This window comes from Pseudomonas sp. FP597, assembly GCF_030687435.1.
GTDB lineage: Bacteria > Pseudomonadota > Gammaproteobacteria > Pseudomonadales > Pseudomonadaceae > Aquipseudomonas > Aquipseudomonas lactucae.
In genome coordinates this window covers 4,377,197-4,402,268 of record NZ_CP117432.1, presented here as the reverse complement: position 1 = coordinate 4,402,268, position 25,072 = coordinate 4,377,197, and the positions used below count along the sequence as shown (strand labels likewise).

At 60.9% G+C, this 25,072-nt stretch carries 20 protein-coding genes and 4 tRNA genes; 19 read left to right on the top strand and 5 right to left on the bottom strand.

Going from position 1 to position 25,072, the window contains the following annotated elements; all coding sequences use genetic code 11:
• The first annotated feature begins 16 nt into the window (after window positions 1-16).
• A complete protein-coding gene (locus PSH66_RS20015) occupies window positions 17-322 on the top strand; it encodes a protealysin inhibitor emfourin (RefSeq protein ID WP_003175118.1) in 306 nt (101 codons plus the stop codon).
• 42 nt (window positions 323-364) lie between these two features.
• Here the strand turns inward: PSH66_RS20015 and PSH66_RS20010 are convergent, their stop codons facing one another.
• Window positions 365-1,756 carry an aldehyde dehydrogenase family protein gene (locus PSH66_RS20010; protein WP_305427508.1) on the bottom strand — a complete coding sequence of 464 codons (1,392 nt, stop codon included), beginning with the start codon at window positions 1,754-1,756 and terminating at the stop codon, window positions 365-367.
• A gap of 103 nt (window positions 1,757-1,859) precedes the next feature.
• Between PSH66_RS20010 and PSH66_RS20005 the strand changes: the two genes are divergently transcribed.
• Window positions 1,860-2,738, top strand: a complete 879-nt coding sequence (locus tag PSH66_RS20005) for a LysR family transcriptional regulator (protein ID WP_003175115.1) — start codon at window positions 1,860-1,862, stop codon at window positions 2,736-2,738.
• 38 nt (window positions 2,739-2,776) lie between these two features.
• Here PSH66_RS20005 and PSH66_RS20000 read toward each other — a convergent pair whose 3' ends face one another.
• Together PSH66_RS20000 and PSH66_RS19995 are read right to left on the bottom strand one after the other, a co-directional pair.
• On the bottom strand, window positions 2,777-2,986 hold the full coding sequence (locus PSH66_RS20000; RefSeq protein WP_305427507.1) for a hypothetical protein: 210 nt from the start codon (window positions 2,984-2,986) through the stop codon (window positions 2,777-2,779).
• Between the two features lie 99 nt (window positions 2,987-3,085).
• Window positions 3,086-4,282, bottom strand: coding sequence for an amino acid aminotransferase (locus PSH66_RS19995; RefSeq protein ID WP_305427506.1), 1,197 nt, complete (start codon window positions 4,280-4,282; stop codon window positions 3,086-3,088).
• 343 nt (window positions 4,283-4,625) lie between these two features.
• Between PSH66_RS19995 and uvrB the strand changes: the two genes are divergently transcribed.
• From uvrB to PSH66_RS19925, 14 genes are all read left to right on the top strand, one after another.
• Window positions 4,626-6,641: an excinuclease ABC subunit UvrB gene (gene uvrB, locus PSH66_RS19990; RefSeq protein WP_003175112.1), complete on the top strand. Its 2,016-nt coding sequence runs from the start codon at window positions 4,626-4,628 to the stop codon at window positions 6,639-6,641.
• A 187-nt stretch (window positions 6,642-6,828) separates the two neighbouring features.
• On the top strand, window positions 6,829-8,310 hold the full coding sequence (gene gltX / locus PSH66_RS19985) for a glutamate--tRNA ligase (RefSeq protein ID WP_003175111.1): 1,482 nt from the start codon (window positions 6,829-6,831) through the stop codon (window positions 8,308-8,310).
• A gap of 147 nt (window positions 8,311-8,457) precedes the next feature.
• A tRNA-Ala gene (locus PSH66_RS19980) sits at window positions 8,458-8,533 on the top strand.
• Window positions 8,534-8,612: 79 nt separating this feature from the next.
• Window positions 8,613-8,688, top strand: a tRNA-Glu gene (locus PSH66_RS19975).
• A 50-nt stretch (window positions 8,689-8,738) separates the two neighbouring features.
• A tRNA-Ala gene (locus tag PSH66_RS19970) sits at window positions 8,739-8,814 on the top strand.
• 78 nt (window positions 8,815-8,892) lie between these two features.
• Window positions 8,893-8,968 (top strand) — tRNA-Glu (locus PSH66_RS19965).
• A gap of 181 nt (window positions 8,969-9,149) precedes the next feature.
• Entirely contained in the window at window positions 9,150-9,689 is a 540-nt protein-coding gene (locus PSH66_RS19960) for a TetR/AcrR family transcriptional regulator (protein ID WP_003175110.1), read from the top strand.
• 13 nt (window positions 9,690-9,702) lie between these two features.
• Window positions 9,703-10,536: an alpha/beta hydrolase gene (locus PSH66_RS19955; RefSeq protein ID WP_003175109.1), complete on the top strand. Its 834-nt coding sequence runs from the start codon at window positions 9,703-9,705 to the stop codon at window positions 10,534-10,536.
• Between the two features lie 39 nt (window positions 10,537-10,575).
• A complete protein-coding gene (locus tag PSH66_RS19950) occupies window positions 10,576-11,010 on the top strand; it encodes a thioesterase family protein (RefSeq protein ID WP_003175108.1) in 435 nt (144 codons plus the stop codon).
• Window positions 11,011-11,065: 55 nt separating this feature from the next.
• On the top strand, window positions 11,066-12,025 hold the full coding sequence (locus tag PSH66_RS19945; RefSeq protein WP_141063202.1) for a tRNA-dihydrouridine synthase: 960 nt from the start codon (window positions 11,066-11,068) through the stop codon (window positions 12,023-12,025).
• A gap of 398 nt (window positions 12,026-12,423) precedes the next feature.
• Complete coding sequence (locus PSH66_RS19940) at window positions 12,424-13,863, top strand: hypothetical protein (RefSeq protein WP_305427505.1); 1,440 nt, start codon at window positions 12,424-12,426, stop codon at window positions 13,861-13,863.
• 87 nt (window positions 13,864-13,950) lie between these two features.
• Window positions 13,951-14,904, top strand: coding sequence for a hypothetical protein (locus PSH66_RS19935; RefSeq protein ID WP_305427504.1), 954 nt, complete (start codon window positions 13,951-13,953; stop codon window positions 14,902-14,904).
• A gap of 108 nt (window positions 14,905-15,012) precedes the next feature.
• Window positions 15,013-16,290, top strand: coding sequence for a hypothetical protein (locus tag PSH66_RS19930; protein ID WP_305427503.1), 1,278 nt, complete (start codon window positions 15,013-15,015; stop codon window positions 16,288-16,290).
• Window positions 16,291-16,508: 218 nt separating this feature from the next.
• Window positions 16,509-17,675, top strand: coding sequence for a hypothetical protein (locus PSH66_RS19925; RefSeq protein ID WP_305427502.1), 1,167 nt, complete (start codon window positions 16,509-16,511; stop codon window positions 17,673-17,675).
• Here PSH66_RS19925 and PSH66_RS19920 read toward each other — a convergent pair.
• Complete coding sequence (locus PSH66_RS19920) at window positions 17,672-20,950, bottom strand: EAL domain-containing protein (RefSeq protein ID WP_078825443.1); 3,279 nt, start codon at window positions 20,948-20,950, stop codon at window positions 17,672-17,674. The two genes, PSH66_RS19925 and PSH66_RS19920, sit on opposite strands and share 4 nt — an antisense overlap.
• Before the next feature lie 64 nt (window positions 20,951-21,014).
• Window positions 21,015-21,905: a LysR family transcriptional regulator gene (locus PSH66_RS19915; protein ID WP_003175101.1), complete on the bottom strand. Its 891-nt coding sequence runs from the start codon at window positions 21,903-21,905 to the stop codon at window positions 21,015-21,017.
• A gap of 139 nt (window positions 21,906-22,044) precedes the next feature.
• On the opposite strand from PSH66_RS19915, the gene leuC reads away from it, so the two are divergent.
• The 3 genes from leuC (at window position 22,045) to PSH66_RS19900 (ending at window position 25,034) form a co-directional block, all read left to right on the top strand.
• A complete protein-coding gene (gene leuC / locus PSH66_RS19910; RefSeq protein WP_003175100.1) occupies window positions 22,045-23,463 on the top strand; it encodes a 3-isopropylmalate dehydratase large subunit in 1,419 nt (472 codons plus the stop codon).
• Window positions 23,464-23,473: 10 nt separating this feature from the next.
• On the top strand, window positions 23,474-24,118 hold the full coding sequence (leuD, locus tag PSH66_RS19905; RefSeq protein ID WP_003175099.1) for a 3-isopropylmalate dehydratase small subunit: 645 nt from the start codon (window positions 23,474-23,476) through the stop codon (window positions 24,116-24,118).
• A 151-nt stretch (window positions 24,119-24,269) separates the two neighbouring features.
• The gene (locus PSH66_RS19900; protein WP_305427501.1) at window positions 24,270-25,034 is read left to right on the top strand and encodes a class I SAM-dependent methyltransferase; all 765 of its coding nucleotides are present in this window, start codon (window positions 24,270-24,272) and stop codon (window positions 25,032-25,034) included.
• Window positions 25,035-25,072: the final 38 nt, after the last annotated feature.

Sequence of the window (25,072 nt, the reverse complement as noted above, 5' to 3'; positions counted from 1 at the left end):
GCGGCGAGGAACAGTCATGCGAATTTCAATCAAGGAAAACGGCGGCCCGGCGTTTTTTCCGGGCCTGGCCAAGCCTCACAGCGTCGAACTGGACGCGCTGCCCGAGCCGGAGAGGCAAGAGCTGCGGCAACTGGTCGAGGCGTCTGACTTCTTTCAGTTGCCGCAAAGTACCGCTCCAGAGCCGGGTAAACCCGGCCAGGTGCATTACACCCTGACGGTGACCGAGGGTGAGCGCGAGCACACGGTGTGTGTGCTGGCGCCGGTGAAATCCCAGGCGCTGGATGGGTTGGTGCAGTGTGTACGCCGGCATGTTCGCTGTTGAGGCATCGTTTAACGTCAAAACAGCGCAGCTCCCCAGGACCTGTTATTTGCGATCCAGCCACACGGTCTGCGCGTTGCAGAACTCGCGCACGCCGAAGTGCGACAGTTCACGGCCGAACCCGCTCTTTTTCACACCGCCAAACGCCACCCGAGGGTCGGACACGCTGAAGGCGTTGACGAAGATCCCGCCGGTGTCCAGCTGGTTGGCGATGTGCCGCGCCTTCGCCGCATCGGTGGTGAAAATGCTGGCGGTGAGGCCGAACTCGCTGTCGTTGGCCAGGGCCACGGCGTGGTCGGCATCGCGGGCGGTAATGATCGAGGCCACCGGGCCGAACAGTTCCTGTTTGAACGAGGTCATCTGGTCGGTGACGTTTGCCAGTACGGTCGGCTCGTAATAGTTGCCGGCACCGGCGACTTTATTGCCGCCGAGCAGCAAGGTCGCGCCTTCTTCCAAGGTCGCCTGGACCTGGCCATGCAGCTCATCACGCAGATCGAAACGCGCCATCGGGCCGACGTAGGTGTCGGTCGAAGTCGGGTCGCCCATCACCAGTTTGCGGCTGGCCTCGACGAATTTAGCCGTGAAGGCTTCCACCACACCGGCTTCGATAATCAGGCGCTTGGCGGCGGCGCAGACCTGGCCGCTGTTCTGGAAACGCCCGATCACGGCGGCCTGCGCGGCGGCATCAAGGTCGGCGTCGTTAAGCACGATAAACGGGTCGGAGCCGCCCAATTCCAGCACGCATTTTTTCAGCGCTGCACCGGCCTGGGAGCCGATGGCGATACCGGCACGCACGCTGCCGGTGAGGGTGATGGCGGCGATGCGTGGGTCGGCGATGGCGCTGGAGACGCCGTCGGTGGTCACGTTGATCACTTCGAACAGGCCCTCGGCAAAACCGGCTTTCTGGAAGGCTTGCTGGATCAGGTAGGCGCTGCCCATCACGTTCGGTGCGTGTTTGAGTACATAGGTATTGCCCGCGAGCATGGTTGGTACCGCGCCACGCAGTACCTGCCATACCGGGAAGTTCCACGGCATCACGGCGAGGATCGGGCCCAATGGGCGGTATTCGATGTGGGCGGTGCCGTTGTCCACCAGGGTCGGCTCCGGCTCAAGCATGGCCGGGCCTTGGGCGGCGTACCATTCACTCAGTTGCGCGCATTTCTCGATTTCGGCACGGGCCTGGGCGATGGGTTTGCCCATTTCCAGGGTGATCATCTGTGCCATGGCTTCGGCTTGCTCGCGCAATGCACTGGCCAGGGCCAGCAGCCGTTCGGCGCGCTGGCTCACCGGTTGGCGGCGCCAGGTGCGAAAGGCTGCGGTGGCGCGGTTGAGGGCGGCGTCCAGCTGCGAGGCGGTTTCGTAAGGGTAGCTGCCGACGGTTTCGCCATTGGCGGGGTTGATCGACAGGGCGTGGGTCGGGTGGGAAATCATGTTCATGGCACCGTCCGGCTGAATGAGTGGAATGAGTTCAGCCTACGGAGCTTTATGTTTTCTGGAAACTGAATAATATTGAGCAATACATTCACGATTGGAGAATGACTTGGACCTGGTGCAACTGGAAATCTTCAAGGCCGTTGCCGAGCAAGGCAGCATCAGTGCCGCCGCGCAGTTGATTCATCGCGTGCCGTCGAACCTGACCACGCGCATCAAGCAACTGGAGCAGGACCTGGGCGTGGAATTGTTCATTCGCGAAAAGAGCCGTCTGCGCCTGTCGCCGGCTGGCTGGAATTTCCTCGGCTATGCGCGGCGCATTCTCGACCTGGTGCAAGAGGCCCGCGCCACGGTAGCGGGGGAGGAGCCCCAGGGGGCGTTCGCCCTGGGTTCGCTGGAAAGCACGGCGGCGGTGCGTATTCCGGCGTTGCTGGCGGCGTACAACCAGAAGCACACCAAGGTCGAACTGGACCTGAGTACCGGGCCGTCGGGCACGATGATCGAAGGTGTGCTGTCGGGGCGCCTGACGGCGGCGTTTGTCGATGGTCCGGTGCTGCACTCGACCCTGGAAGGCGTGGCCGTGTTCGAAGAAGAGATGGTGGTGATAGCGCCGCTGCATCACGCGCCGATCACGCGCGGGCAGGACGTGAATGGCGAGAACATCTATACGTTCCGCTCGAACTGTTCCTACCGGCACCACTTCGAGCGCTGGTTTTCACAGGATGGTGCCGTACCGGGCAAGATCTTCGAGATCGAGTCGTACCACGGCATGTTGGCGTGCGTCAGCGCCGGCGCCGGGCTGGCGCTGATGCCGCGCAGCATGCTGGAAAGCATGCCGGGGTGTGCGGCGGTGAGTGTGTGGCCGCTGGCCGATACATTCCGCTTCTTGAATACCTGGCTGATCTGGCGGCGAGGCACGGTGTCGCAGAGCTTGAACAGCTTTGTAAACCTGCTGGAGGAACGCAATCTGAAAGCGTCGGTGTCTTAATGTGGGAGAGGGCTTGCCCCTCCCGCATTGACCCGGTTTCAGCCGCCGAACTGGAAGGTGCCCATGGCCAGTTTGGCCATGATTGCCGTTGCGCCCAACTGCACCAGCCATAACGCCAAGCCCCCCAGGAACACCCCCAGCGCCACTTGCAGCACCAGGCTTTTCTGGCGTTTGGCGTGCGGCGCGCGTGGGGTGTAGTTGTGCAGTTCGTCGCGGTCGGCACGCAGGTCCAGGTCATCGTTTCTCATAAGGCTCTCACAGCAAAGGGGCGATCAGGGTTCAGTCTAGGGGCTGGAGACGAAAAAGGGGAAGCCATCGGCTTCCCCTCCTGTGCCGCGCCAGCAGGTTTACAGCACCTGGACGATGGCCTTTGTGACCGCAGCAATGTTTGCCTGGTTCAGCGCCGCAACGCAGATACGCCCGGTATCCAGCGCATAGATGCCAAACTCGCTGCGCAGGCGGCCGACTTGCTCAACGGTGAGGCCGGAGTAGGAGAACATCCCACGCTGACGGCCGACGAAGCTGAAATCGTGGCCCGGGGCAGCCTTGGCCAGTTCGGCCACCATCTGCTCGCGCATGCCACGGATGCGCAGGCGCATCTCCGCCAGTTCGGCTTCCCACTGGGCGCGCAGCTCAGGGTTGTTCAACACGGCCGCCACAATCGCCGCGCCGTGGGTCGGTGGGTTGGAGTAGTTGGTGCGGATCACACGCTTGACCTGGGACAGGATGCGCGCGCTTTCTTCCTTGGAGTCGCCGACGATCGACAGCGCGCCCACACGTTCGCCATACAGAGAGAACGATTTGGAGAACGAGCTGGAGACGAAGAACGTCAGGCCCGATTCCGCGAACAGGCGCACCGCGGCGGCGTCTTCGTGGATGCCGTCGCCAAAGCCCTGGTAGGCCATGTCGAGGAAGGGGATGAGGTTCTTGGCCTTGACCACGTCCAACACGTTTTGCCAGTCGGCCGGGCTCAGGTCGACGCCGGTCGGGTTGTGGCAGCAGGCGTGCAGCACCACGATGGACTGCGGCGGCAGGGCATTGAGGTCTTCGAGCAGGCCGGCACGGTTCACGTCGTGGGTGGCGGCGTCGTAGTAGCGATAGTTCTGCACCGGGAAACCGGCGGTTTCGAACAGCGCGCGGTGGTTTTCCCAGCTTGGGTCGCTGATGGCGACGACCGCGTCGGGCAGCAGTTGCTTGAGGAAATCCGCGCCCAGTTTCAGCGCACCGGTGCCACCGACGGCTTGCACGGTGACCACGCGGCCGGCTTGCAGCAGTGGCGACGCGTCACCGAACAGCAGGGTTTGCACGGCCTTGTCGTACGCGGCGATGCCGTCGATCGGCAGGTAGCCACGGGCGGCATGTTGCGCCACGCGAATGGCTTCCGCTTCGGCAACGGCACGCAAGAGTGGAATCTTCCCCTCCTCGTCGCAGTAAACGCCGACCCCAAGGTTGACCTTGGTGGTTCGTGTATCGGCGTTGAATGCTTCGTTGAGGCCCAGGATAGGATCGCGTGGTGCCATTTCGACAGCGGAGAACAGGCTCATTTTTGCGGCAGCTCTATGGGGGAAGGGAGGGACGTGTCGCGCTCCAGCCGAATGCACTAGAGCGGTGCACAAACGGGGAGCTAGTATAGAGGCCATCACCGCTGAGGGCGACCACCGAAACGGCTTTTCGGCCAAGTTTTTCGGTTTATTTGCCGACCGTTAGTCTTATTGCAACAACGCTGCTGCACGGCTGGGAGGGCGATTGCCTTGAAACCCGTCACATTCGCCACCACTTCTACAGCTATCATGGTTTTTTCCTGCAGCCTGCGACGACTATTCGCGGGTTGCTGAGCTATTTCGTCCCTGGCGGTTTCGAGTCTGGGGTGACTTCACGAGGTACGTTATGTCGGATTTCCAGCTCGTCACCCGCTTTGAACCCGCCGGCGATCAACCGGAAGCCATTCGCCAGATGGTCGAAGGCATCGAAGCCGGCCTGGCGCACCAGACGCTGCTCGGGGTGACCGGTTCAGGCAAGACCTTCAGCATCGCCAACGTGATCGCGCAGATCAACCGCCCGACGCTGGTGCTGGCGCCGAACAAAACCCTCGCCGCGCAGTTGTACGGTGAGTTCAAGGCGTTCTTCCCGAACAACGCGGTGGAGTACTTCGTTTCCTACTACGACTACTACCAGCCCGAAGCCTATGTGCCGTCGTCCGATACCTTTATCGAGAAAGATGCGTCGATCAACGACCATATCGAGCAGATGCGTCTGTCGGCGACCAAGGCGCTGCTGGAGCGCAAGGACGCGATCATTGTCACCACCGTGTCATGCATCTACGGCCTGGGCAGCCCGGAAACCTATTTGAAGATGGTGCTGCACGTCGACCGCGGCGACAAACTCGACCAGCGTGAATTGCTGCGCCGCCTGACGAGCTTGCAGTACACCCGCAACGACATGGATTTTGCCCGCGCCACTTTTCGCGTGCGCGGCGATGTGATCGACATCTACCCGGCCGAATCCGACCTGGAAGCCATCCGCATCGAACTGTTCGACGATGAAGTCGAGAGCCTCTCGGCCTTCGACCCGTTGACCGGCGAGGTAATCCGCAAGCTGCCGCGCTTCACCTTCTATCCGAAAAGCCACTATGTGACCCCGCGTGAAACCCTGATGGGCGCCATCGAGGGCATCAAGGTGGAGTTGGCCGAGCGCCTGGACTACCTGCGCGCCAACAACAAACTGGTAGAGGCCCAGCGCCTGGAGCAACGCACCCGGTTCGACCTGGAGATGATCCTGGAGCTGGGCTACTGCAATGGCATCGAAAACTACTCGCGCTACCTCTCGGGCCGTGAATCCGGCGCGCCGCCGCCGACGCTCTATGACTACCTGCCGGACGATGCGCTGCTGGTGATCGACGAATCCCACGTCAGCGTGCCGCAAGTGGGCGCGATGTATAAGGGCGACCGTTCGCGCAAGGAAACCCTGGTGGAATATGGTTTCCGTCTGCCGTCGGCGCTGGATAACCGGCCGATGCGCTTCGACGAATGGGAAGCCATCAGCCCGCAGACGATCTTTGTCTCGGCCACGCCGGGCAACTACGAGGCCGAACATGCAGGCCGCGTGATCGAGCAACTGGTGCGTCCGACCGGCCTGGTCGACCCTGAGATCGAGATCCGTCCGGCGCTGACCCAGGTCGACGACCTGCTCTCGGAAATCAACAAGCGCGTGGCCCTGGAAGAGCGCGTACTGGTCACCACGCTGACCAAGCGCATGTCCGAAGACTTGACCGATTACCTGGCCGACCACGGCGTGCGGGTGCGCTACCTGCACTCGGACATCGATACGGTGGAGCGTGTGGAGATCATCCGTGACCTGCGCCTGGGCACTTTTGACGTGCTGGTGGGGATCAACCTGCTGCGCGAAGGCCTGGACATGCCGGAGGTGTCGCTGGTGGCGATCCTGGATGCCGACAAGGAAGGCTTCCTGCGCTCCGAGCGCTCGTTGATCCAGACCATCGGCCGTGCGGCGCGTAACCTCAATGGCCGCGCGATTCTCTATGCGGACCGCATCACCGGCTCCATGGAGCGGGCGATCGGCGAGACCCAGCGGCGGCGCGACAAGCAGATCGCATTCAACCTGGAAAACGGCATCATCCCCAAGGGCGTGTTCAAGGACGTCGCCGACATCATGGAAGGCGCCACCGTGCCCGGTTCGCGCAGCAAGAAGCGCAAGGGCATGGCCAAGGCCGCCGAGGAAAGCGCCAAGTACGAGAACGAGCTGCGCTCGCCGAGTGAGATCACCAAGCGCATTCGCCAGTTGGAAGAGAAGATGTACCAGTTGGCGCGGGATCTGGAGTTTGAGGCGGCGGCGCAGACGCGTGATGAGATCGGCAAGTTGCGCGAGCGTTTGTTGGCTGTTTGATTTGCAGTGGCTTCACCGGCCTTATCGGGGCCAAGCCTCCTCCCACACTCTTATGCGTGAACCCGGTCAAATGTGGGAGGGGGAGTTGCCCCCGATGGCCGCACCTCGGTTTTCCAGAAAACCCCCAGGCTGTTAACATTCGCCCCTTGTTTCAATTTTCAGCTTTATCGCCCATTCGAGACCCGCCATGACCACCGTCCGCACGCGCATCGCGCCATCGCCCACTGGGGATCCCCACGTCGGCACTGCCTACATCGCCTTGTTCAACTACTGCTTTGCCAAGCAGCATGGCGGTGAATTCATCCTGCGGATCGAAGACACCGATCAACTGCGCTCCACCCGTGAGTCGGAACAGCAGATTTTCGACGCCCTGCGCTGGTTGGGCATCACCTGGGCCGAAGGCCCGGATGTCGGCGGCCCGCACGGTCCGTATCGTCAGAGCGAGCGCAGCGACATCTACAAGCAGTACACCCAGCAACTGGTCGACATGGGCCATGCGTTCCCGTGCTTCTGCACCGCCGAAGAACTCGATCAGATGCGCGCCGAGCAACAGGCCCGTGGCGAGACCCCGCGCTACGACGGCCGCGCGCTGCTGCTGTCCAAGGAAGAAGTGGCGCGCCGCCTGGCCGCCGGCGAGCCCCATGTGATCCGCATGAAGGTGCCGAGCGAAGGCGTGTGCGTGGTGCCCGACATGCTGCGCGGCGACGTCGAAATCCCGTGGGACCGCATGGACATGCAGGTGCTGATGAAGACCGACGGCCTGCCGACGTACTTCCTGGCCAACGTGGTCGACGACCACCTGATGGGCATCACCCACGTACTGCGCGGTGAAGAATGGCTGCCGTCGGCGCCCAAGCTGATCCTGCTCTACGAATACTTCGGCTGGGAGCAGCCGCAGTTGTGCTACATGCCGCTGCTGCGTAACCCGGACAAGAGCAAGCTGTCCAAGCGCAAGAACCCGACCTCGGTGACCTTTTACGAGCGCATGGGCTTTATGCCTGAGGCCATGCTCAACTACCTGGGCCGCATGGGCTGGTCGATGCCGGACGAGCGCGAGAAGTTCTCGCTGCAGGAAATGGTGGACAATTTCGACCTGTCCCGTGTTTCGCTGGGCGGGCCGATCTTTGATATCGAAAAGCTGTCGTGGCTCAACGGCCAGTGGCTGCGTGATCTGCCGGTGGAAGAATTCGCCAGCCGCGTGCAGCAGTGGGCGTTGAACCCCGACTACATGATGAAGATCGCGCCGCTGGTGCAGGGCAGGGTGGAAACGTTCAGCCAGGTCGCACCGTTGGCCAGTTTCTTCTTTGCGGGCGGCGTTAACCCTGATCCGAAGCTGTTCGAGTCCAAGAAGCTCTCGGGCGACCAGGTGCGCCAACTGATGCAGTTGATCCTGTGGAAGCTCGAAAGCCTGCGCCAGTGGGAGAAGGACGCCATCACCGCGACCATCCAGGCAGTGGTGGAATCCCTGGAGTTGAAGCTGCGCGATGCCATGCCGTTGATGTTTGCCGCGATCACCGGGCAGGCCAGTTCGGTGTCGGTGCTTGATGCGATGGAAATCCTCGGTCCGGACCTCACGCGTTTCCGTCTGCGCCAAGCCCTTGATTTGCTTGGTGGTGTGTCCAAGAAAGAAAACAAAGAGTGGGAAAAGCTGCTGGGCGCTATCGCTTAAGCAGGGCGCTGCAGCGACGAAACCCCGGTTTTCCGGGGTTTCGTCGGTAAGTGATTGTTATCCCGGCAAAAAATTTTGGAAATTGTTGAAAATAAATTTGACACACTTCCAAACGGCCATTAAGATTCGCCCCGTCCTCACCGATGAGGGGCTATAGCTCAGCTGGGAGAGCGCTTGCATGGCATGCAAGAGGTCAACGGTTCGATCCCGTTTAGCTCCACCAATTTACAGGTTCAAGGTCTGGCCACACCGTCCTTGAATCGATCAGGTCTCAGCTCTGATCACGTTGTACAGAAGGTTTTGTCCCCTTCGTCTAGTGGCCTAGGACACCGCCCTTTCACGGCGGTAACAGGGGTTCGAGTCCCCTAGGGGACGCCAGTTTCAACCAGCGGTTCGAAAGGTCTGCTGCGTCGCGAGACGAAAAATCCGGGGCTATAGCTCAGCTGGGAGAGCGCTTGCATGGCATGCAAGAGGTCAACGGTTCGATCCCGTTTAGCTCCACCAATTTACAGGTTCAAGGTTTTGGCCACTCCATCCTTGAATCGACCGTTCTCAGCGCGGTCAGTTGTATAGAAGGTTTGTGTCCCCTTCGTCTAGTGGCCTAGGACACCGCCCTTTCACGGCGGTAACAGGGGTTCGAGTCCCCTAGGGGACGCCACGATTACCCGCTCTGCGGGATTTTTAAGGGTCATTCAATTATTGAATGGCCCTTTTGTTTGTCTGGCGTTTGGCCAATTCCCTTTCAATGCTCTTCCTGTGTTCTGACCAGTGGTCGTGGCGGTCGCTTGCTAAATATTATTATGGTAATAATATCCAACCCATGAGAGTCGGAGGCTTTGATGAGCGATAAAAAAGCACAAACCCGCGAACGCATTCTGCAAGCCGCCAGCGCTGCGTTGGTCCAGCGTGGCCCGGCCGAGCCGAGCGTCGGTGAAGTCATGGGCGCGGCGGGGCTGACCGTCGGTGGTTTTTACGCGCACTTCGAAAGCAAGGACGCGCTGATGCTGGAGGCGTTCAGCCAATTGCTGGCGCAGCGCCGCGCCTCCATCGACGATATCGACACTCAGCTCACCGGCGAAGAGCGTCGGGCGCTGGTGGCGGCCTTCTATCTGTCGCGCAAACACCGTGATTCCACCTCCCAGGCGTGCCCTTTGCCGGCCACAGTGGGCGAAATGGGCCGTTTGCCGGACGCGTTTCGCGAGGTATTGAGCGAGCATGTCGAGTTGATGGTCGCGCAATTGGCCGGCAGCCCGGAAGACACCGACAAGGCCCTGGCAGACATGGCCTTGATGGTGGGTGGCCTGACCCTGGCGCGAGCGCTGGGGCCGGGCGAGTTGTCGGATCGCGTGATACGTGCGGCCAAGTCGGCGGTGCGCTGAAGAGGGGAACATCATGGGCGCCTTCACCTGGATTCGTGGTTTCAATGGCACCGTTGGCCGCCTGGCACCGCGCATGGTTGCCGGCAGGATGCGTCGCACCTTCATGACCCCGCGCGACCTGCCGCCACGTGACTGGGAGCTGCCGTTGTTGGCGCAATCGGAGCGCATCACCTTGCGCTTCGGTTTGTCGGCCCTGCGCTGGGGCCAGGGGCCGACAGTATTGCTGATGCATGGTTGGGAAGGGCGGCCGACCCAGTTTGCCAGCTTGATCACGGCATTGGTCAACACCGGCTATTCGGTGATTGCACTGGACGGTCCCGCCCACGGTCGTTCGCCGGGGCGTGAAGCCCATGTATTGCTGTTTGCCCGCGCGATGCTGGAAGCGGCGGCCGAGTTGCCACCGCTGCACGCGGTGATTGGCCATTCCATGGGCGGTGCCAGTGCGATGCTCGCGGTGCAACTGGGCTTGCGTACCGGGGCGTTGGTCAGTATTGCCGCACCGTCACGTTTTCTTGATGTGCTGCGCGGCTTCACCCAGATGGTCGGCTTGCCACCACGGGCGCGTTCGGCGTTTATCCAGGAGGTTGAGCACACGTTCGGCATGCCGCTCAAGCACCTGGATGTGGCCCACTATCAGATGAACCTTCCCGGCCTGGTCGTGCATGCCGAAGACGATACCTTCGTGCCGGTCAAAGCCTCTCAAGCCATTCACGATGCCTGGTTCGACAGTCGCCTGCTGCGCCTGGAGCAGGGCGGTCACCAGAAAGTGCTGGCCGACACGCGGGTGATCGACGGCGTGCTGGCGCTGTTGGCGGGCTGCGGTTTACAGGAGCGCAAGAGCGCCTGATACACTGCCCGGCCGACATTAATCGACTGGGAGCAAGGCATGGGCTGGGACTTGGCAACGCCGTTTATCATTGACCTGCAGGTTTTTCCTGAAGACATCGACGGCCTGGGGCACGCCAATAACGCGGTGTACGTCTCCTGGCTCGAGCGCTGCGCCTGGCGCCACTCCCAGCGGCTGGGGCTGGATCTCACCGAATACCGCCGCCTGGATCGAGCCATGGCCGTGGTACGCCATGAGATCGACTACCTGGCCGCCGGCTATGAAGGCGACGAGCTGCAACTGGCCACCTGGATTGTCGATTGGGATCAGCGCCTGAAAATGACCCGCCGGTTTCAACTGGTACGTCCGTGCGACGGCGCAACCCTGCTGCGCGCGCAAACCACCTTCGTGTGCATCGAACTCTCCAGCGGCAAGCCCAAGCGCATGCCGGCCGAGTTTATCGAAGGCTATGGCCCCGCCCTGACAGGGGGTTAACGGTTGGCGTAGGAAACCCAGTAAACTGCGCCACGATTTTTGTTGAGTGTTTCCCATGCAAATTGCTTTGGCACCCATGGAGGGGTTGGTCGACAACATCCTGCGTGACGTGTTGACCCGCGTGGGCGGTATTGACTGGTGCGTGACCGAGTTCATTCGCGTCAACGACCGCCTGCTCACCCCTGCCTATTTTCACAAACTCGCTCCGGAGTTGCTGCACGGTGCGCATACCGCTGCCGGCGTGCCCCTGCGTGTGCAATTGCTCGGTTCCGACCCGGTGTGCCTGGCCGAGAACGCTGCCCTGGCCTGCGAGTTGGGCTCGCAAGTGATCGACCTGAACTTCGGCTGCCCGGCCAAGACCGTCAACAAGTCCCGTGGCGGTGCGGTGCTGCTCAAGGAGCCGGAGCTGCTCAACCAGATTGTCGAGCATGTGCGTCGCGCCGTTCCGGCCCATATTCCGGTAACCGCCAAGATGCGCCTGGGCTTCGACAGCCCGGACGGCGCGTTGGTGTGCGCCACGGCGCTGGCCGAGGGTGGCGCGGCGCATATCGTGGTGCATGCGCGCACCAAGACCGATGGCTACAAGCCGCCGGCCCACTGGGAGTGGATCCCGCGTGTGCAGGACGTGGTCAAGGTGCCGGTGTTCGCCAATGGTGACATCTGGAGTGTCGAAGACTGGCAGCGTTGTCGCGAAATCAGTGGCGCCGAAGACATCATGCTCGGCCGCGGCCTGGTGGCGCGCCCCGACCTGGCGCGGCAGATTGCCGCGGCGCGAGCGGGTGAGGAAGTGGTGGAAATGACCTGGGCGCAAATGCAACCCATGCTTCAGGATTTCTGGACTCAGTGCGTCGCTCAACTGACCGAAAAGCAGGCGCCGGGCCGCTTGAAGCAGTGGCTGGCGATGCTGACGCGCAATTACCCGCAGGCGGTGGAGCTGTTTACGGCCTTGCGCCGGGAGACGGATTTGCAGCAGGTCAGTCGCCTGCTGGGAATGGCCCATCCGGTGGCCGCCTGAGCGTGACCGACATTCGGCAGGCTCCTGTGACCTGATGCACTTCACCTGAAAAGAGCGCCTTTGGCGCTCTTTTTTTGCGCGCGCGAATTAGCACAAAATTTCGGCTGGAGGGGGCTTGAATGTTATCGATCAATTGCATGTCCGCAGTTTATTAGCGCGTGTGACGGTTCTTCAGGCGCATCAGCGGCTTGCCGCAAGGGCTTATGGCGAATGTCCATGGGGCAAAGTCTGATATTGCCTTTTGGTTTCCTTATATGAGTGGCGATTTTAGGAACTCGATAGCCTAACTTTCCACGAACATAGTGACTGTGAGGCGTTGTTGCTTCCAGTTCGTCAAAACATCTCTCTCTTTCCTGAATCTTTATCTGCTTCAGGTGTTTGAACTAAGGATTTCGCTAATGTCTGTATCGTTTAATAATCGGCCACATGTGAATGTTGATCAGTTTTCGCTGGATAACAAACCTGTTGCCTCAGCAAAAAGCCCCGGCAATTCTAATGTGCAGTCCAGCGGTACTCCGATCAGCCAGGCGGGGTTGCGGAATGAAAAACCTCCGGTTCTCAACAATCAAGTAATGGTGCCTGGCGCTGCGTTCACTAAGTTATTCGACATGCTTGAACAGATCTTCAGCGCCATGCGCGAAATGTTCATGGGGCCGAAAACAACGCCTGACATATTGCATGATTCAAACAAAACGTTGGTGAAAACGAATGCGCACCAGCATCCCGACAAGCAGAATATGAAGACGTTTGAAGTGAAGCTGCAACCCAGTACTCCTGGTGCGGTGACGTCAGAAGTGCCGGTTCAGAACCTGTCCGTTGGCATGCCGCGAGGACCACAACCCTCGATCGTCGTGACTAACGATGCCAAATCGGACGTACATTTAAACGTCAGTGTGGGTCATTGTCACTGCCCTGAATCTGCGGACAGTGACGCGAAGTCGAAGATGCGGCCGGATAATAGGATCGCTATCAAACCGGGCAAGGACGCTGATGGCAAGGTCAAGGTCGAGGTCGAGACCAAGCGGGGCACGAACGCTGAAGGTAACGCGCAGGCCCAGGCCAAGACCGATACCACACCGGGCACGAACGCTGATGGCAAGGTCAAGGTCGAGGTCGAGACCAAGCGGGGCACGAACGCTGAAGGTAACGTGCAGGCCCAGGCCAAGACCGATACCACACCGGGCACGAACGCCGATGGCAAGGTCAAGGTCGAGGTCGAGACCAAGCGGGGCACGAACGCTGAAGGTAACGCGCAGGCCCAGGCCAAGACCGATACCACACCGGGCACGAATGCCGATGGCAAGGTCAAGGTCGAGGTCGAGACCAAGCGGGGCACGAACGCTGAAGGTAACGCGCAGGCCCAGGCCAAGACCGGTACCACACCAGGCACGAACGCTGGTGGCAAGGTCAAGGTCGAGGTCGAGACCAAGCGGGGCACGAACGCTGAAGGTAACGCGCAGGCCCAGGCCAAGACCGGTACCACACCAGGCACGAACGCTGGTGGCAAGGTCAAGGTCGAGGTCGAGACCAGGCAGAGCGCGAACGCTGAAGGTAACGCGCAGGCCAAGGCCAAGGCCGGTACCACAACGGGCAAGAACGCTGATGGCAAGGTCAAGGTGGAGGTCGAGACCAGGCAGGGCACGAACGCTGAAGGTAGCGCGCAGGCCAAGGCCGGTATCACACCGGACGCGACGCCAACTTCTACCGTTGTACCGGATATCACCTCCAAACTATTGCCTGAAGAGCCCGGCGAGGTATTGACCAGCCCAGGCCCTGATGAAATTCAATTTAATGCAAGGAACTGGCAGTTAAATGTTCGGAATGCGTACAAGTCCTGAGTTGATTTCCCGGCGTTAACGCTTGAAGTAATACAGGTACCTGCGCGGATATAAGTATTCGCAGGGGTACCTGCTTAGGGGGAATACATGTCTATAGGTTCAATTCAAAACATTGCTCGTATCATCGATGCAGGAACAGTGGTAGGTGGTGATACGCGTGCTGTCAGTAATGAACTTTACCTTCAGCCTGTTGCTGTCGATAAATACATTGCGCGGGGAAGCTGTCGTTATTCCGATTCGGAACTGGTGCAAGCAATAGATTCAGGGCGGAAATCAGAAACGCGCACTCAGGTGCCGAATTCACTGGCTTTTTTCTTTGCTCGAATGTGTAACTTTCGGCTTAGTGAAAGTAATGAAGTGCCTGACAAAAAAACCGTGTCACCCGCGATCATCCCGCACGTTCTGCCTGAGCGCGTAGTACCTGCACCCAATCACTCACGGGATATCCCTGGCCTGTCCAGCAAACGCAACGGTGCCAAAGCGGACAATATCTGGAGCGGATTTCGCCAGGGCCCTGATGGTAACTGCGTGACGGTGTCGGCCATCAAGGCGGCGATGCATCGATTTGGCCAGAGCCCCACGGATATCTACAAAGAGGTCAAGCGCGTCGACGGAGGGTATCGGGTCATCATGCGTGATGATTTCCAACTCACCCTCAGTGACCGCGAACTGGCCGCAGGTGCCCGCGGTTCGAGGTTTGTCGGGCAAGACAAAGACATGCTCAAGGATGCGCATTTTTTGTTTGCGGTCAGTGCCAAGCGCGCGCAGATGGAGAATAACGATGGTATGGCGAGAAGGAGTTTCCAGGCGGCTATCCACAGTTTGAACGATGGCGAGGATGAGCGCGGGCCAGGGGAAGGGTTCATGCGGCTGGGGTTGAAGAAGCACATGAAGCGAGTGTCCGTACGCGACCTTGCGCGCGGGCAAGTGGGAATGTGCAACCGCACCGGGCATTCGGCGGCGGTCATCAATGGTCGTGAAGAAATGTGGGGTCGCAAGGGCGCGCCCCCCACCCGCGGTGACGCGGTAGCGCTGATGTGAGCATGGACGGGGCGCGATAAGCAGTATGGCCAGGGCACGGTGCCAACCGGGCCGTCGCTTCTGGCTGTCTGTTGGTCAATTTGTTTCAAACAACCAGGAAACCAGTCGATGAGTATCTCAGTAGGTGCCCCTTCGGTGCTGCCGGTGATAAGTGCGGGCGGTGCGTTTTCAGCGGTTTCCTCAGCGGGGGCAGGCAAAAAAAACAATGAGGTTGCCCCGTCGTTCGATATCGCCCAGAGACGCTTTGGCGAGGACTTCGATGTCAGCACCCACGGCGCGGTGATCAAGATGATGATGAGGGTGCTGGGCTCCACCCCGGCGGATATGTTCAATCAAGTCACCCCTTCCGCCGGGGGCTATGACGTGACGATGAAGGATGAATTCAAGGTGCATGTCAGCCAGGACGAACTAAGGCGAGTCACGCAGGCGTCGAGGTTCAGTGGCGCTGACGCCGAAGCCGTCAAGGCTGCCAATTTTGCGCTGGCTGTCTTTGTGAAACGCAAGCAGGCCATGGGCGGTTACGCCCGTTTTGACGAGGCCCTGGCAAAAACCCTGCAAGGCGAAACCACCTTCAGGTGTTTGCAGGGCATGGGTGTGCATGGTCTTACCCAATACGTAGCGCCGAGCGAGATGGTGGGTCAGGGGGTGGTGGCGGTGGTGGGCAGCCATAACCTGGGCAGCGCCCTGGTGGTGGATGGGGTGGCGCATCACTACGCCGACCGGCGCAAGGTGGGCAATCGGTATGGCTATCGCCTGTTCCCTGATCACTCGCGGTTGAGGCCCTCTCTGCACAAGGCGCCCGTGAAGCCAAAACCCAAGGATATCTGGCGCGGCTTCTACCAGGGGTACGAGGGTAATTGCGTGACGGTGTCGGCGATCAAGGCGGCAATGATGAGGTTCGGGCAAAGCCCGGCTGACATTTACCGAGCGGTGACAGTCAGCCCCGCTGGTTACGAGGTGGTCATGCGTGATGGTTTCACCCTGACCCTTACCCGTGATGAGCTGGATAAAGCCAGGCGTGGCGCTCACTTGCGCGGCGGCGACCAGGCGCTGTTGGACGATGCCAATTTCCTGTACGCCGTGAGTGCCAAGCGTGCCCAGTTGAACAATAACGACTTTCGGGCCAGGGAAAGCTTCGAGGCCGCCATGGGCACCCTGAACGATGGTGAGTACCCGGGACAAGCCCTGCGCCGGCTGGGACTGTTGGGCTATCTGCGGGAGAGCACTGTGCGCGAACTGGCCAATGGCGCCATCGGTACCCTGGCCGATAACGGCCATTCGGTCGTGGTCATCGATGGCGCCCTGGATTACTACGGGTCCAGGTACGACCTGCGCTCATCGGCGCATTGGATGAATCGCGGGTTCAGGGCCCTGAAGCTGGTCTAGCCCAACAACTGGCAGGCCTTCGATTGGTGAAGGACTGTGGCGCAAGTCTCTTAAAAACACGGCGCCCCACCTTTTACGGGTGTGCCGGAACTCGATCAGGAATCTGTCTTATGTACACCGGCGTATCAACTTACCCACTCGCTGCAAGGAACACTCAGTACTTTCCCTCCTTCGGAGACGGTGCAAGGGGTTCCAGGCAAGAAAAAACGCATCATGTCGTGAACGCCTTCGATGTCGCCAGGCGGCAGTTCGGCGAATACTTCGATGCCAGCAGCCATGCGGCCGCGATCAAAATGATGATGGCCGCTTTCGGGCCTGCTCCAACCGATATGTTCGAGCAAGTCACGCCTTCCAGCGGCGGCTACGAGGTGACGCAGAAGGACGGGTCCAAGCTCTACATCACCCAGGATGAATTGAGCCGAGCGGCGCAAGCCTTCAGGTTTCACGGTACCGATTCCGACGCGCTCAAAAGCGCTAACTTCGCAGTGACGGTCCTGGTAAAGCGCAAGCAGATGGAGGAAGGCCATGTCCGTTTTGACGCCGCTCTTGCGCAAAGCGTGCGGGGCGAATATCTGCGTGATTGTTTGGGCAGTCTGGGGGTGCTGGGTTTTGCTCAACCGGTGCGGGGAAGCGATATGGGCGAGGGCTTGTCGGTACTGTCTTTTGGCCGTGAAAGCTCAGTGGTGCTGGAGGGGGTCGAGCATTATTCCGTACACAGATTTGAGGTCGATAAACACGCTAAGGGGTACAAGTTATACGCTGATGCCTCATCTGCGAAGTCGCCTTTGGGCAAGGCGCCTCTGAGTGAAAAACCCAAGGACATTTGGCGCGGATTCTTTCAGGGCAGCGCGAATAATTGCTTGACGGTGGCGGCGATCAAGGCGGCGATGATGAGGTTTGGACAACGCCCTTGCGATGTCTTCCGGCAGGTCACTGCTCGGCCCTATGGTTTTGAGGTGACCATGCGTGACGGCTTCAGGCTCACGCTCACCCGTGAGGAGTTGCGCAAAGCCGGGAGTGCCTCAGACCTGCGCGGCGATAATCAGGCGCTGGGTGACGATGCCAACTTCCTGTACGCCGCGAGTGCCAAGCGTGCGCTGTTGGAGAACAACAGGTCCTTCAAGCGTATCCAGAGTTTTGAGAGGGCCCTGGAGGAACTGGGCCAAGGCGAACAACTTGGATACGCCTTGCATCGGCTTGGGCTGGTAGCCCACATAAGGGAAAGTAGTGCGCACGAGCTGGCCAATGGCGCCATCGGTGTTCTGGACGTAGGCTTCCACGCTGCGGCGGTGATCGAGGGTGCCGTCGATGATTATGGGGTGAAAAGCGCCCTGTCCTCACCCAAATGGACGGACAGATCGTACCGGGCCCTCAAGCTGATCTAGCCCAACAACCGCCTGAACCCCTCGATCGGCAGCGGCCGGCTATGCAGATAGCCCTGGAACAAATGGCACCCCAGCTGTTGCAGGAACGCCAGTTGTTCCAGGGTCTCCACGCCTTCGGCGATCACCTCCAGGTTGAGGCTGCGGGCCATGGCCACGATGGCACGGATGATTTCGGCGTCGTTGGGGTCGTGGGTTGCGTCGCGGACAAACGACTGGTCGATCTTCAGCGCATCCACCGGCAGGCGTTTGAGGTAGGTCAGCGACGAATAGCCGGTGCCGAAGTCATCCATGGCAAAGCTCACACCGAGTTTTTTCAGGCGGCGCATCTTGCTGATGGTGTCATCCAGGTTCTGGATCACGATGCCTTCGGTGATTTCCAGTTTCAGCAGGCTATAGGGCAGTGAGTGCTGGTTGAGGCTGTGTTCCACCTTTTCCACGAAGTCGTTCTGACGAAACTGGCGGGGGCTGATGTTGACGCACAGGCTGAAATTCAACGGGTCGACTTTGCCTTCCTTGATCAGTTGTTCAAAGGCGGCGCACGCCTCGTCAAGGATCCAGGTGCCCACTTCGAGGATCAGGCCGCTGTCTTCCAGCACCTTGATGAATTCGGACGGTGACTGCGCGCCCAACTCCGGGTGATGCCAGCGCACCAGCGCTTCGGCACCGATGATCTTGTTGCCGCGCGCATCCACCTGGGGTTGGTAATGCACGCTGAACTCGCCTCGCGACAGGGCCAGGCGCAGGTCGGTTTCCATGCGCAGGCGTTCGCTGGCGGTTCTCTGCATGCTGTTGTGGAACATCTGCGTGGTATTGCGTCCCGAGTCCTTGGCGCGGTACAGCGCGATGTCGGCGCGCTTGAGCAGGTCGGCCGGGGTCGAACCATGGTCGGGGATCAGTGCCACGCCGATACTGGGGGTAACCTGCAGGCGTTGGCCGTCGAGGAACATGGGCTCCGAGAGCAATTCGCGCAGGGTGTCGGCCAATGCCTGCACCTGCTTGCTGACTTGCGTGCGTGAGCCGTCCAGGCCGCTGAGCAGCACCACGAACTCATCCCCGCCCAGGCGTGCCACGGTGTCTTCCATGCGCACACTGGCCTCCAGGCGCGCGGTGACGATCTTCAATACGGTGTCGCCCACCGGGTGGCCGAGGGAATCGTTGATGTGCTTGAAGTGGTCGAGGTCCAGGAACAGCAGCGCACCGCGCAAGTTGTGACGCTTGAGCAAAGCGATCTGCTGGCTCAGGCGGTCCATCAGCAGCGCACGGTTGGGCAGGTTGGTCAGCGGATCGTGGTAGGCCAGGTGGCGGATCTGCGCCTGGGCATTTTTCAACAGGCTCACATCCCGGGCGGTCAGCAGCAGGCACGGGGTTTCGTTGAGGGTGATGGGCTCCACCGACACTTCCACCGCCAGCAAGTCACCGCGCTTGTTGTGCCAAATCATCTCCATGTGATGAATGCGGCTCTTGATCTGCAGCTCGGCCAGCAACGCCGAGCGCTGGTTCTCGTCGGCCCAGATGCCGATCTGGTACAGAGTGAGGCCAATCGCTTCTTCGGCGCGGTAACCGGTCAGGCGACAGAAACCGTCGTTGACCTCTACATAACGGCCGGTCTCGCGCTCGGTGATGGAAATCGCGTCGGGGCTGGAGTGGAAGGCCTTGGCGAATTTCTCTTCGCTGGCCTTCAGGGCGGCTTCAGAACGCTGTTGCTGGGTGATATCGCGCAGCGTGGTGACGATGCACGGTTGATCGCCGACCTTGATCAAGCGGCTGGAAATGACGCAGGTCAGGCTCTGGCCATTCTTGTGATGGACCACCACGGCCACGTTGCTCAACGCCTGGTCACGAATCACCCGCTCGATACGCTGCACGCGCTGGTTCGAGTCGTCCCACAGGCCAATCTGGTCGGCGCTTTTGTCGATCACCTCGGCGGCGGTCCAGCCAAACGTCTGGGTAAACGCCGGGTTGATTTCGACAAAGGCGCCGCTGTCCAGGCCGGTGACGCAGATCGGGTCGGGGCTGGCCTGGAACAGGCTGGCGAATTTCTCTTCGGAGGCACTCAGGCGTTGTTCGCGCTCCACCTGATCGGTGATGTCCAGCAAGGTGCCGGCCATGCGCAGGGGCGCGCCGCGCTCATCGCGGTACAGGCGGGCGCGGCTTTCCAGGTAGCGCGAAGTGCCGTCTTCCATGGGCACGCGGTAAGTCAGTTGATAGTTGCCGGCCGGGCCTTCGCGCAGGGTGCGGTAGGCGCTGCGCATGTTGTCGCGTTCTTCGTCGGGCATGCCCTCGAAGAATGCATCGAATGATTCATGGAAGGGTTCGGGCGGCAGTCCATGCAGTTGGGCGGCGCGCGCCGAGCCATAGAGCATGCCGGTGGGGATGTGCCAGTCCCAGGTGCCCAGTTGGGCGGAGTCCAGGGCCAGGTCGAGACGTTCCTGGCTGTCCTTGAGGGCTTGTTCGGCGTTCTTGCGTTCGGTGGTGTCGAGGAAGGTGCTGATCAGGTACGCCTCACCTTCCAGCTCGACCTTCTGCGCGCTGAGGGTGCCATCGTGGATCTGGCCGTTACTGGCGCAAAACTGCACCTCCATGGTGATGGGCTCGCCCTTGCGTTGGGTGGCCTTGACCAATTGCATGCGCTGTTCGGGGTGGTGCCACAGGCCCAGGTCCAGGGTGGTGCGGCCGATGGCGTCGGCCACCGGCCAGCCGAACAGCATCTCGAAATACTGGTTGGCCTCACTGATCAGTCCATCGGACTGGCGCGTCAGCAGGACCATGTTGGGGCACAGATGAAACAGCGTGGCGAAGCGTTTTTCGGAATGGCTGAGGGCGGCTTCACGCTCGCGCTGGTGGGTGATCTCGCGGATCACCCCGATCATGCGCCGCCGGCCGGCCTTGTCCGGCAGCAGACTGCCATTGATTTCCAGCCAGTGCTGGCTGCCATCCGGCCACCGGATGCGATGGTGCATGGCCTGCTCGAACGGCTCGCCGGCCAATACCGCGTGGAACGCGCGGATCACACGGGCGCGATCCTCCGGCGCCAGCAGGTCCAGGTATTCCAGGTCCTTGGGCAACGGCTGCCGGGGGTCAAACCCAAACAGCGCCTGGGTGCCTCGCGACCAGCTGATTTTTCCGCTGTCGATTTCCCAGTACCAGGCACCCAGCCGGGCGGCGTTGAGCGCGGCCAGCAATTGCGGAGCGCTGTCCCAGCTCTGTTCCGCCTCTTGCGGGTCGAGGGCGTAAATGCGGGGCAAGGGTGGCACTGAGTCGACGGGGTTGCGCATTATCAAAGGGCCTTGGCTCGATGGACGGACAGCGCGGGGTACTCATGCCTGAAGCCGCAGCGAATCATGCCGGTGTTCCTGGCAGATCCGTTTGTGCGTCCAGCAGGCTCATGAACGCCCGCGCAGCGTTCGACAGCGTCCTTTCGGTGTGCACGATATAGCCTAGCTGGCGACTGAGTTGTATGCCCGGCAAAGCGATACTCGCCACCTGATCATCGAGCATGGTGCGTGGCAGCACGCTCCAGGCCAGGCCGATGGACACCATCATCTTGATCGTTTCCAGGTAGTTAGTGCTCATCGCGATGTTGGGCGTCAGGCCCTGGGCTTCGAACAGTCGGCTGACAATATGGTGGGTAAAGGTGTTGCCGCCAGGGAAAACCGCCGGATGGCGAGCAATATCCGCCAGGCTGATGGTGCCGTTGCCGGCCAGGCTGTGTTCGAGTGCCACGACGAAATCCAGCGGGTCGTCCCACACCGGGGTGGCGCGCACCAGGTGGTGGGGATCGGGCGCCAGGGTAATCACCGCCACCTCGGCGCGGCCATGCAGGATTTCTTCGTAGGCCACTTCCGAATCGAGAAATTGAATATCCAGCGCCACGTTCGGGTATTCCCGGGTGAAAGTGCGCAACACCGGCGGCAGGCGGTGCAGGCCGATGTGATGGCTGGTGGCCAGGGTGAGGCGGCCGCTGACTTCGCCGGTGAGGTTGGTGAGCGCGCGGCGGGTGTCGTCCAGCACGTTGAGAATCTGATAAGCGCGCGGCAACAGGGCCCGGCCGGCTTCGGTCAGGCCGACTTCGCGACCCAGGCGGTCGAACAGGCGTACCTTGAGTTGTTGCTCAAGCCCGGCAATGCGTTTGCTGACGGCCGGTTGGGTCAGGTGCAAGCGCTCGCCCGCACCGGAGAAGCTGCCGGTCTCGGCGATGGCGATAAAGGCATTGAGGTTGGCCAGGTCCATGGTGGTATTCCAGTTGGTAATCCAAAGCATAAAAAATATGAATTTGAGTTATTTAATGTAGCGCCATACCATCAGCCTCACAAGCCAAAGGGTTATTGAAAAGCCCGGCGCATGAAACACCGCTGATGAGGACCGACTGATGGCCGGCAAAACGCTTTACGACAAGCTTTGGGATTCCCATGAAGTGAAACGGCGCGATGATGGGTCGTCGCTGATCTACATCGACCGTCACATCATCCATGAAGTGACCTCGCCCCAAGCGTTCGAAGGCCTGCGACTGGCCGGGCGCAAGCCATGGCGCGTCGACTCGATCATCGCCACCCCGGACCACAACGTCCCCACCACCCCGGAGCGCAAGGGCGGCATCGACGCCATTGTCGACACCGTATCGCGTTTGCAGGTGCAGACCCTCGACGATTACTGCGATGAATATGGCATCACTGAATTCAAGATGAATGACGTGCGTCAAGGCATCGTGCACGTGATCGGCCCGGAGCAGGGCGCCACTTTGCCGGGCATGACCGTGGTCTGCGGCGACTCGCACACCTCCACCCACGGTGCCTTTGGCGCCCTGGCCCATGGCATCGGCACGTCCGAGGTGGAACATGTGTTCGCCACCCAGTGCCTGGTCGCCAAGAAGATGAAGAACATGTTGGTCCGCGTCGAAGGCACTTTGCCGTTCGGCGTGACCGCCAAGGACATCGTCCTCGCCGTGATCGGCAAGATCGGCACCGCCGGCGGTAACGGCCACGCCATCGAATTCGCCGGCAGCGCCATTCGCGATTTGTCCATCGAGGGCCGCATGACCATCTGCAACATGTCCATCGAAGCCGGTGCGCGTGTGGGCATGGTGGCGGCGGATGAGAAAACCGTTGAATACGTCAAAGGTCGCCCATTCGCGCCAAGCGGCGCCGATTGGGACGCCGCGGTCGAAGCCTGGAAAGACCTGGTGTCCGACGCCGACGCGGTGTTCGATACCGTGGTCGAGCTCGACGCCGCGCAGATCAAGCCGCAAGTCAGCTGGGGCACCTCGCCGGAAATGGTCCTGGCCGTCGACCAGAACGTGCCGGACCCGGCCCGCGAGGCCGACCTGGTCAAGCGCGGTTCCATCGAGCGTGCGTTGAAGTACATGGGCTTGAAAGCCAACCAGGCGATCACCGACATCCAGTTGGACCGCGTATTCATCGGCTCCTGCACCAACTCGCGGATCGAAGACCTGCGCGCCGCGGCGGTGATCGCCAAGGGCCGCAAAGTCGCCTCGACCATCAAGCAAGCCATCGTGGTGCCGGGCTCGGGCCTGGTCAAAGCGCAAGCCGAGGCCGAAGGCCTGGACAAGATCTTCCTCGAGGCCGGTTTTGAATGGCGCGAGCCGGGCTGCTCGATGTGCCTGGCGATGAACCCGGATCGTTTGGAGTCGGGCGAGCATTGCGCGTCCACCTCCAACCGTAACTTCGAAGGGCGTCAGGGCGCCGGCGGGCGGACCCACCTGGTCAGCCCGGCCATGGCCGCCGCCGCTGCCGTCAACGGTCGTTTCATCGACGTTCGCGAATTGATCTGAGGAATACCCGATGAGAGCTTTTACCCAACACACAGGTCTTGTCGCGCCGTTGGACCGTGCCAACGTGGACACCGACCAGATCATCCCCAAGCAGTTCTTGAAGTCGATCAAGCGCACCGGTTTCGGCCCTAACCTGTTCGACGAATGGCGCTACCTGGATGTGGGCTACGCCTACCAGGACAACTCCAAGCGCCCGCTGAACAAGGACTTCGTGCTCAACGCCGAACGTTACCAGGGCGCCAGTGTATTGCTGGCCCGGGAAAACTTCGGTTGCGGTTCCAGCCGTGAACACGCGCCCTGGGCCCTGGAAGAGTATGGCTTTCGCAGCATCATTGCGCCGAGCTACGCCGACATCTTCTTCAACAACAGCTTCAAGAACGGCCTGTTGCCGATCATCTTGACCGACGCAGAAGTCGACGAGCTGTTCAAGCAGGTTGAAGCCGAGGTGGGCTACCAGTTGACCGTCGACCTGGCCGCGCAAACCGTGACCCGCCCGGACGGCAAGGTGTACCACTTTGAAGTGGATGCGTTCCGCAAGCACTGCCTGATCAATGGCCTGGACGACATCGGCCTGACCCTGCAGGACGGCGATGCGATTGCGGCGTTTGAAGCCAAACACCGGGCGAGTCAGCCTTGGTTGTTTCGCGACGCCTGATTTGCTGTAGGCAGGACTGCCGCCATCGGGAGCAAGTCGAATCGTCGCACCGCCCCTCCCACATTTTGATCTGTGAATGCAGTCAAGGGTGGGAGGGGGCTTGCCCCCGATAGGGCCAGTGTTAACAACACAACACCCAAGGAAAACCACCATGACCACCACCGCCCACACCCAAGTCGTGCAAAAACAATTCGGCGAGCAGGCTGCGGCCTACCTGAGCAGTGCCGTGCACGCCCAAGGCACCGAATTCGCGCTGCTCCAGGCCGAACTGGCCGGGCAGGGCAGCGCACGCCTGCTGGACCTGGGCTGCGGTGCCGGCCATGTCAGCTTTCATGTGGCGCCATTGGTTAAAGAGGTGGTGGCCTACGACCTGTCCCAGCAGATGCTCGACGTGGTCGCCGCTGCTGCGCAAGAGCGTGGTTTCACCAATATCAGCACCGTAAACGGCGCCGCCGAACGCCTGCCGTTCGCCGATGGCGAATTCGACTTCGTGTTCAGCCGCTACTCGGCCCACCATTGGAGCGACCTCGGTCTGGCCCTGCGTGAAGTGCGCCGCGTGCTCAAGCCCGGCGGCGTGGCGGCTTTCGTGGATGTGTTGTCACCGGGCAGCCCGCTGTTGGACACTTACCTGCAAACCGTCGAAGTGCTGCGCGACACCAGCCACGTGCGCGATTACTCCGCCGCCGAGTGGATGCGCCAGCTCAGCGAAGCCGGCTTGCATGTACGCAGCAGCAGCCGTCAGCGTCTGCGTCTGGAATACGCCTCGTGGGTCGAGCGCATGCGCACGCCCCAGGCCTTGCGCGCGGCAATCCTTGAACTGCAGCTGGCGATGGGTCAGGAAGTGCGCGATTACTATGAAATTCAAGCCGACGGCACCTTCAGCACCGACGTGCAGGTGGTGTGGGCCGAACGCTGATCAATTTTCCGACCTGCCCCCGGGCAGGTCGCTCGATG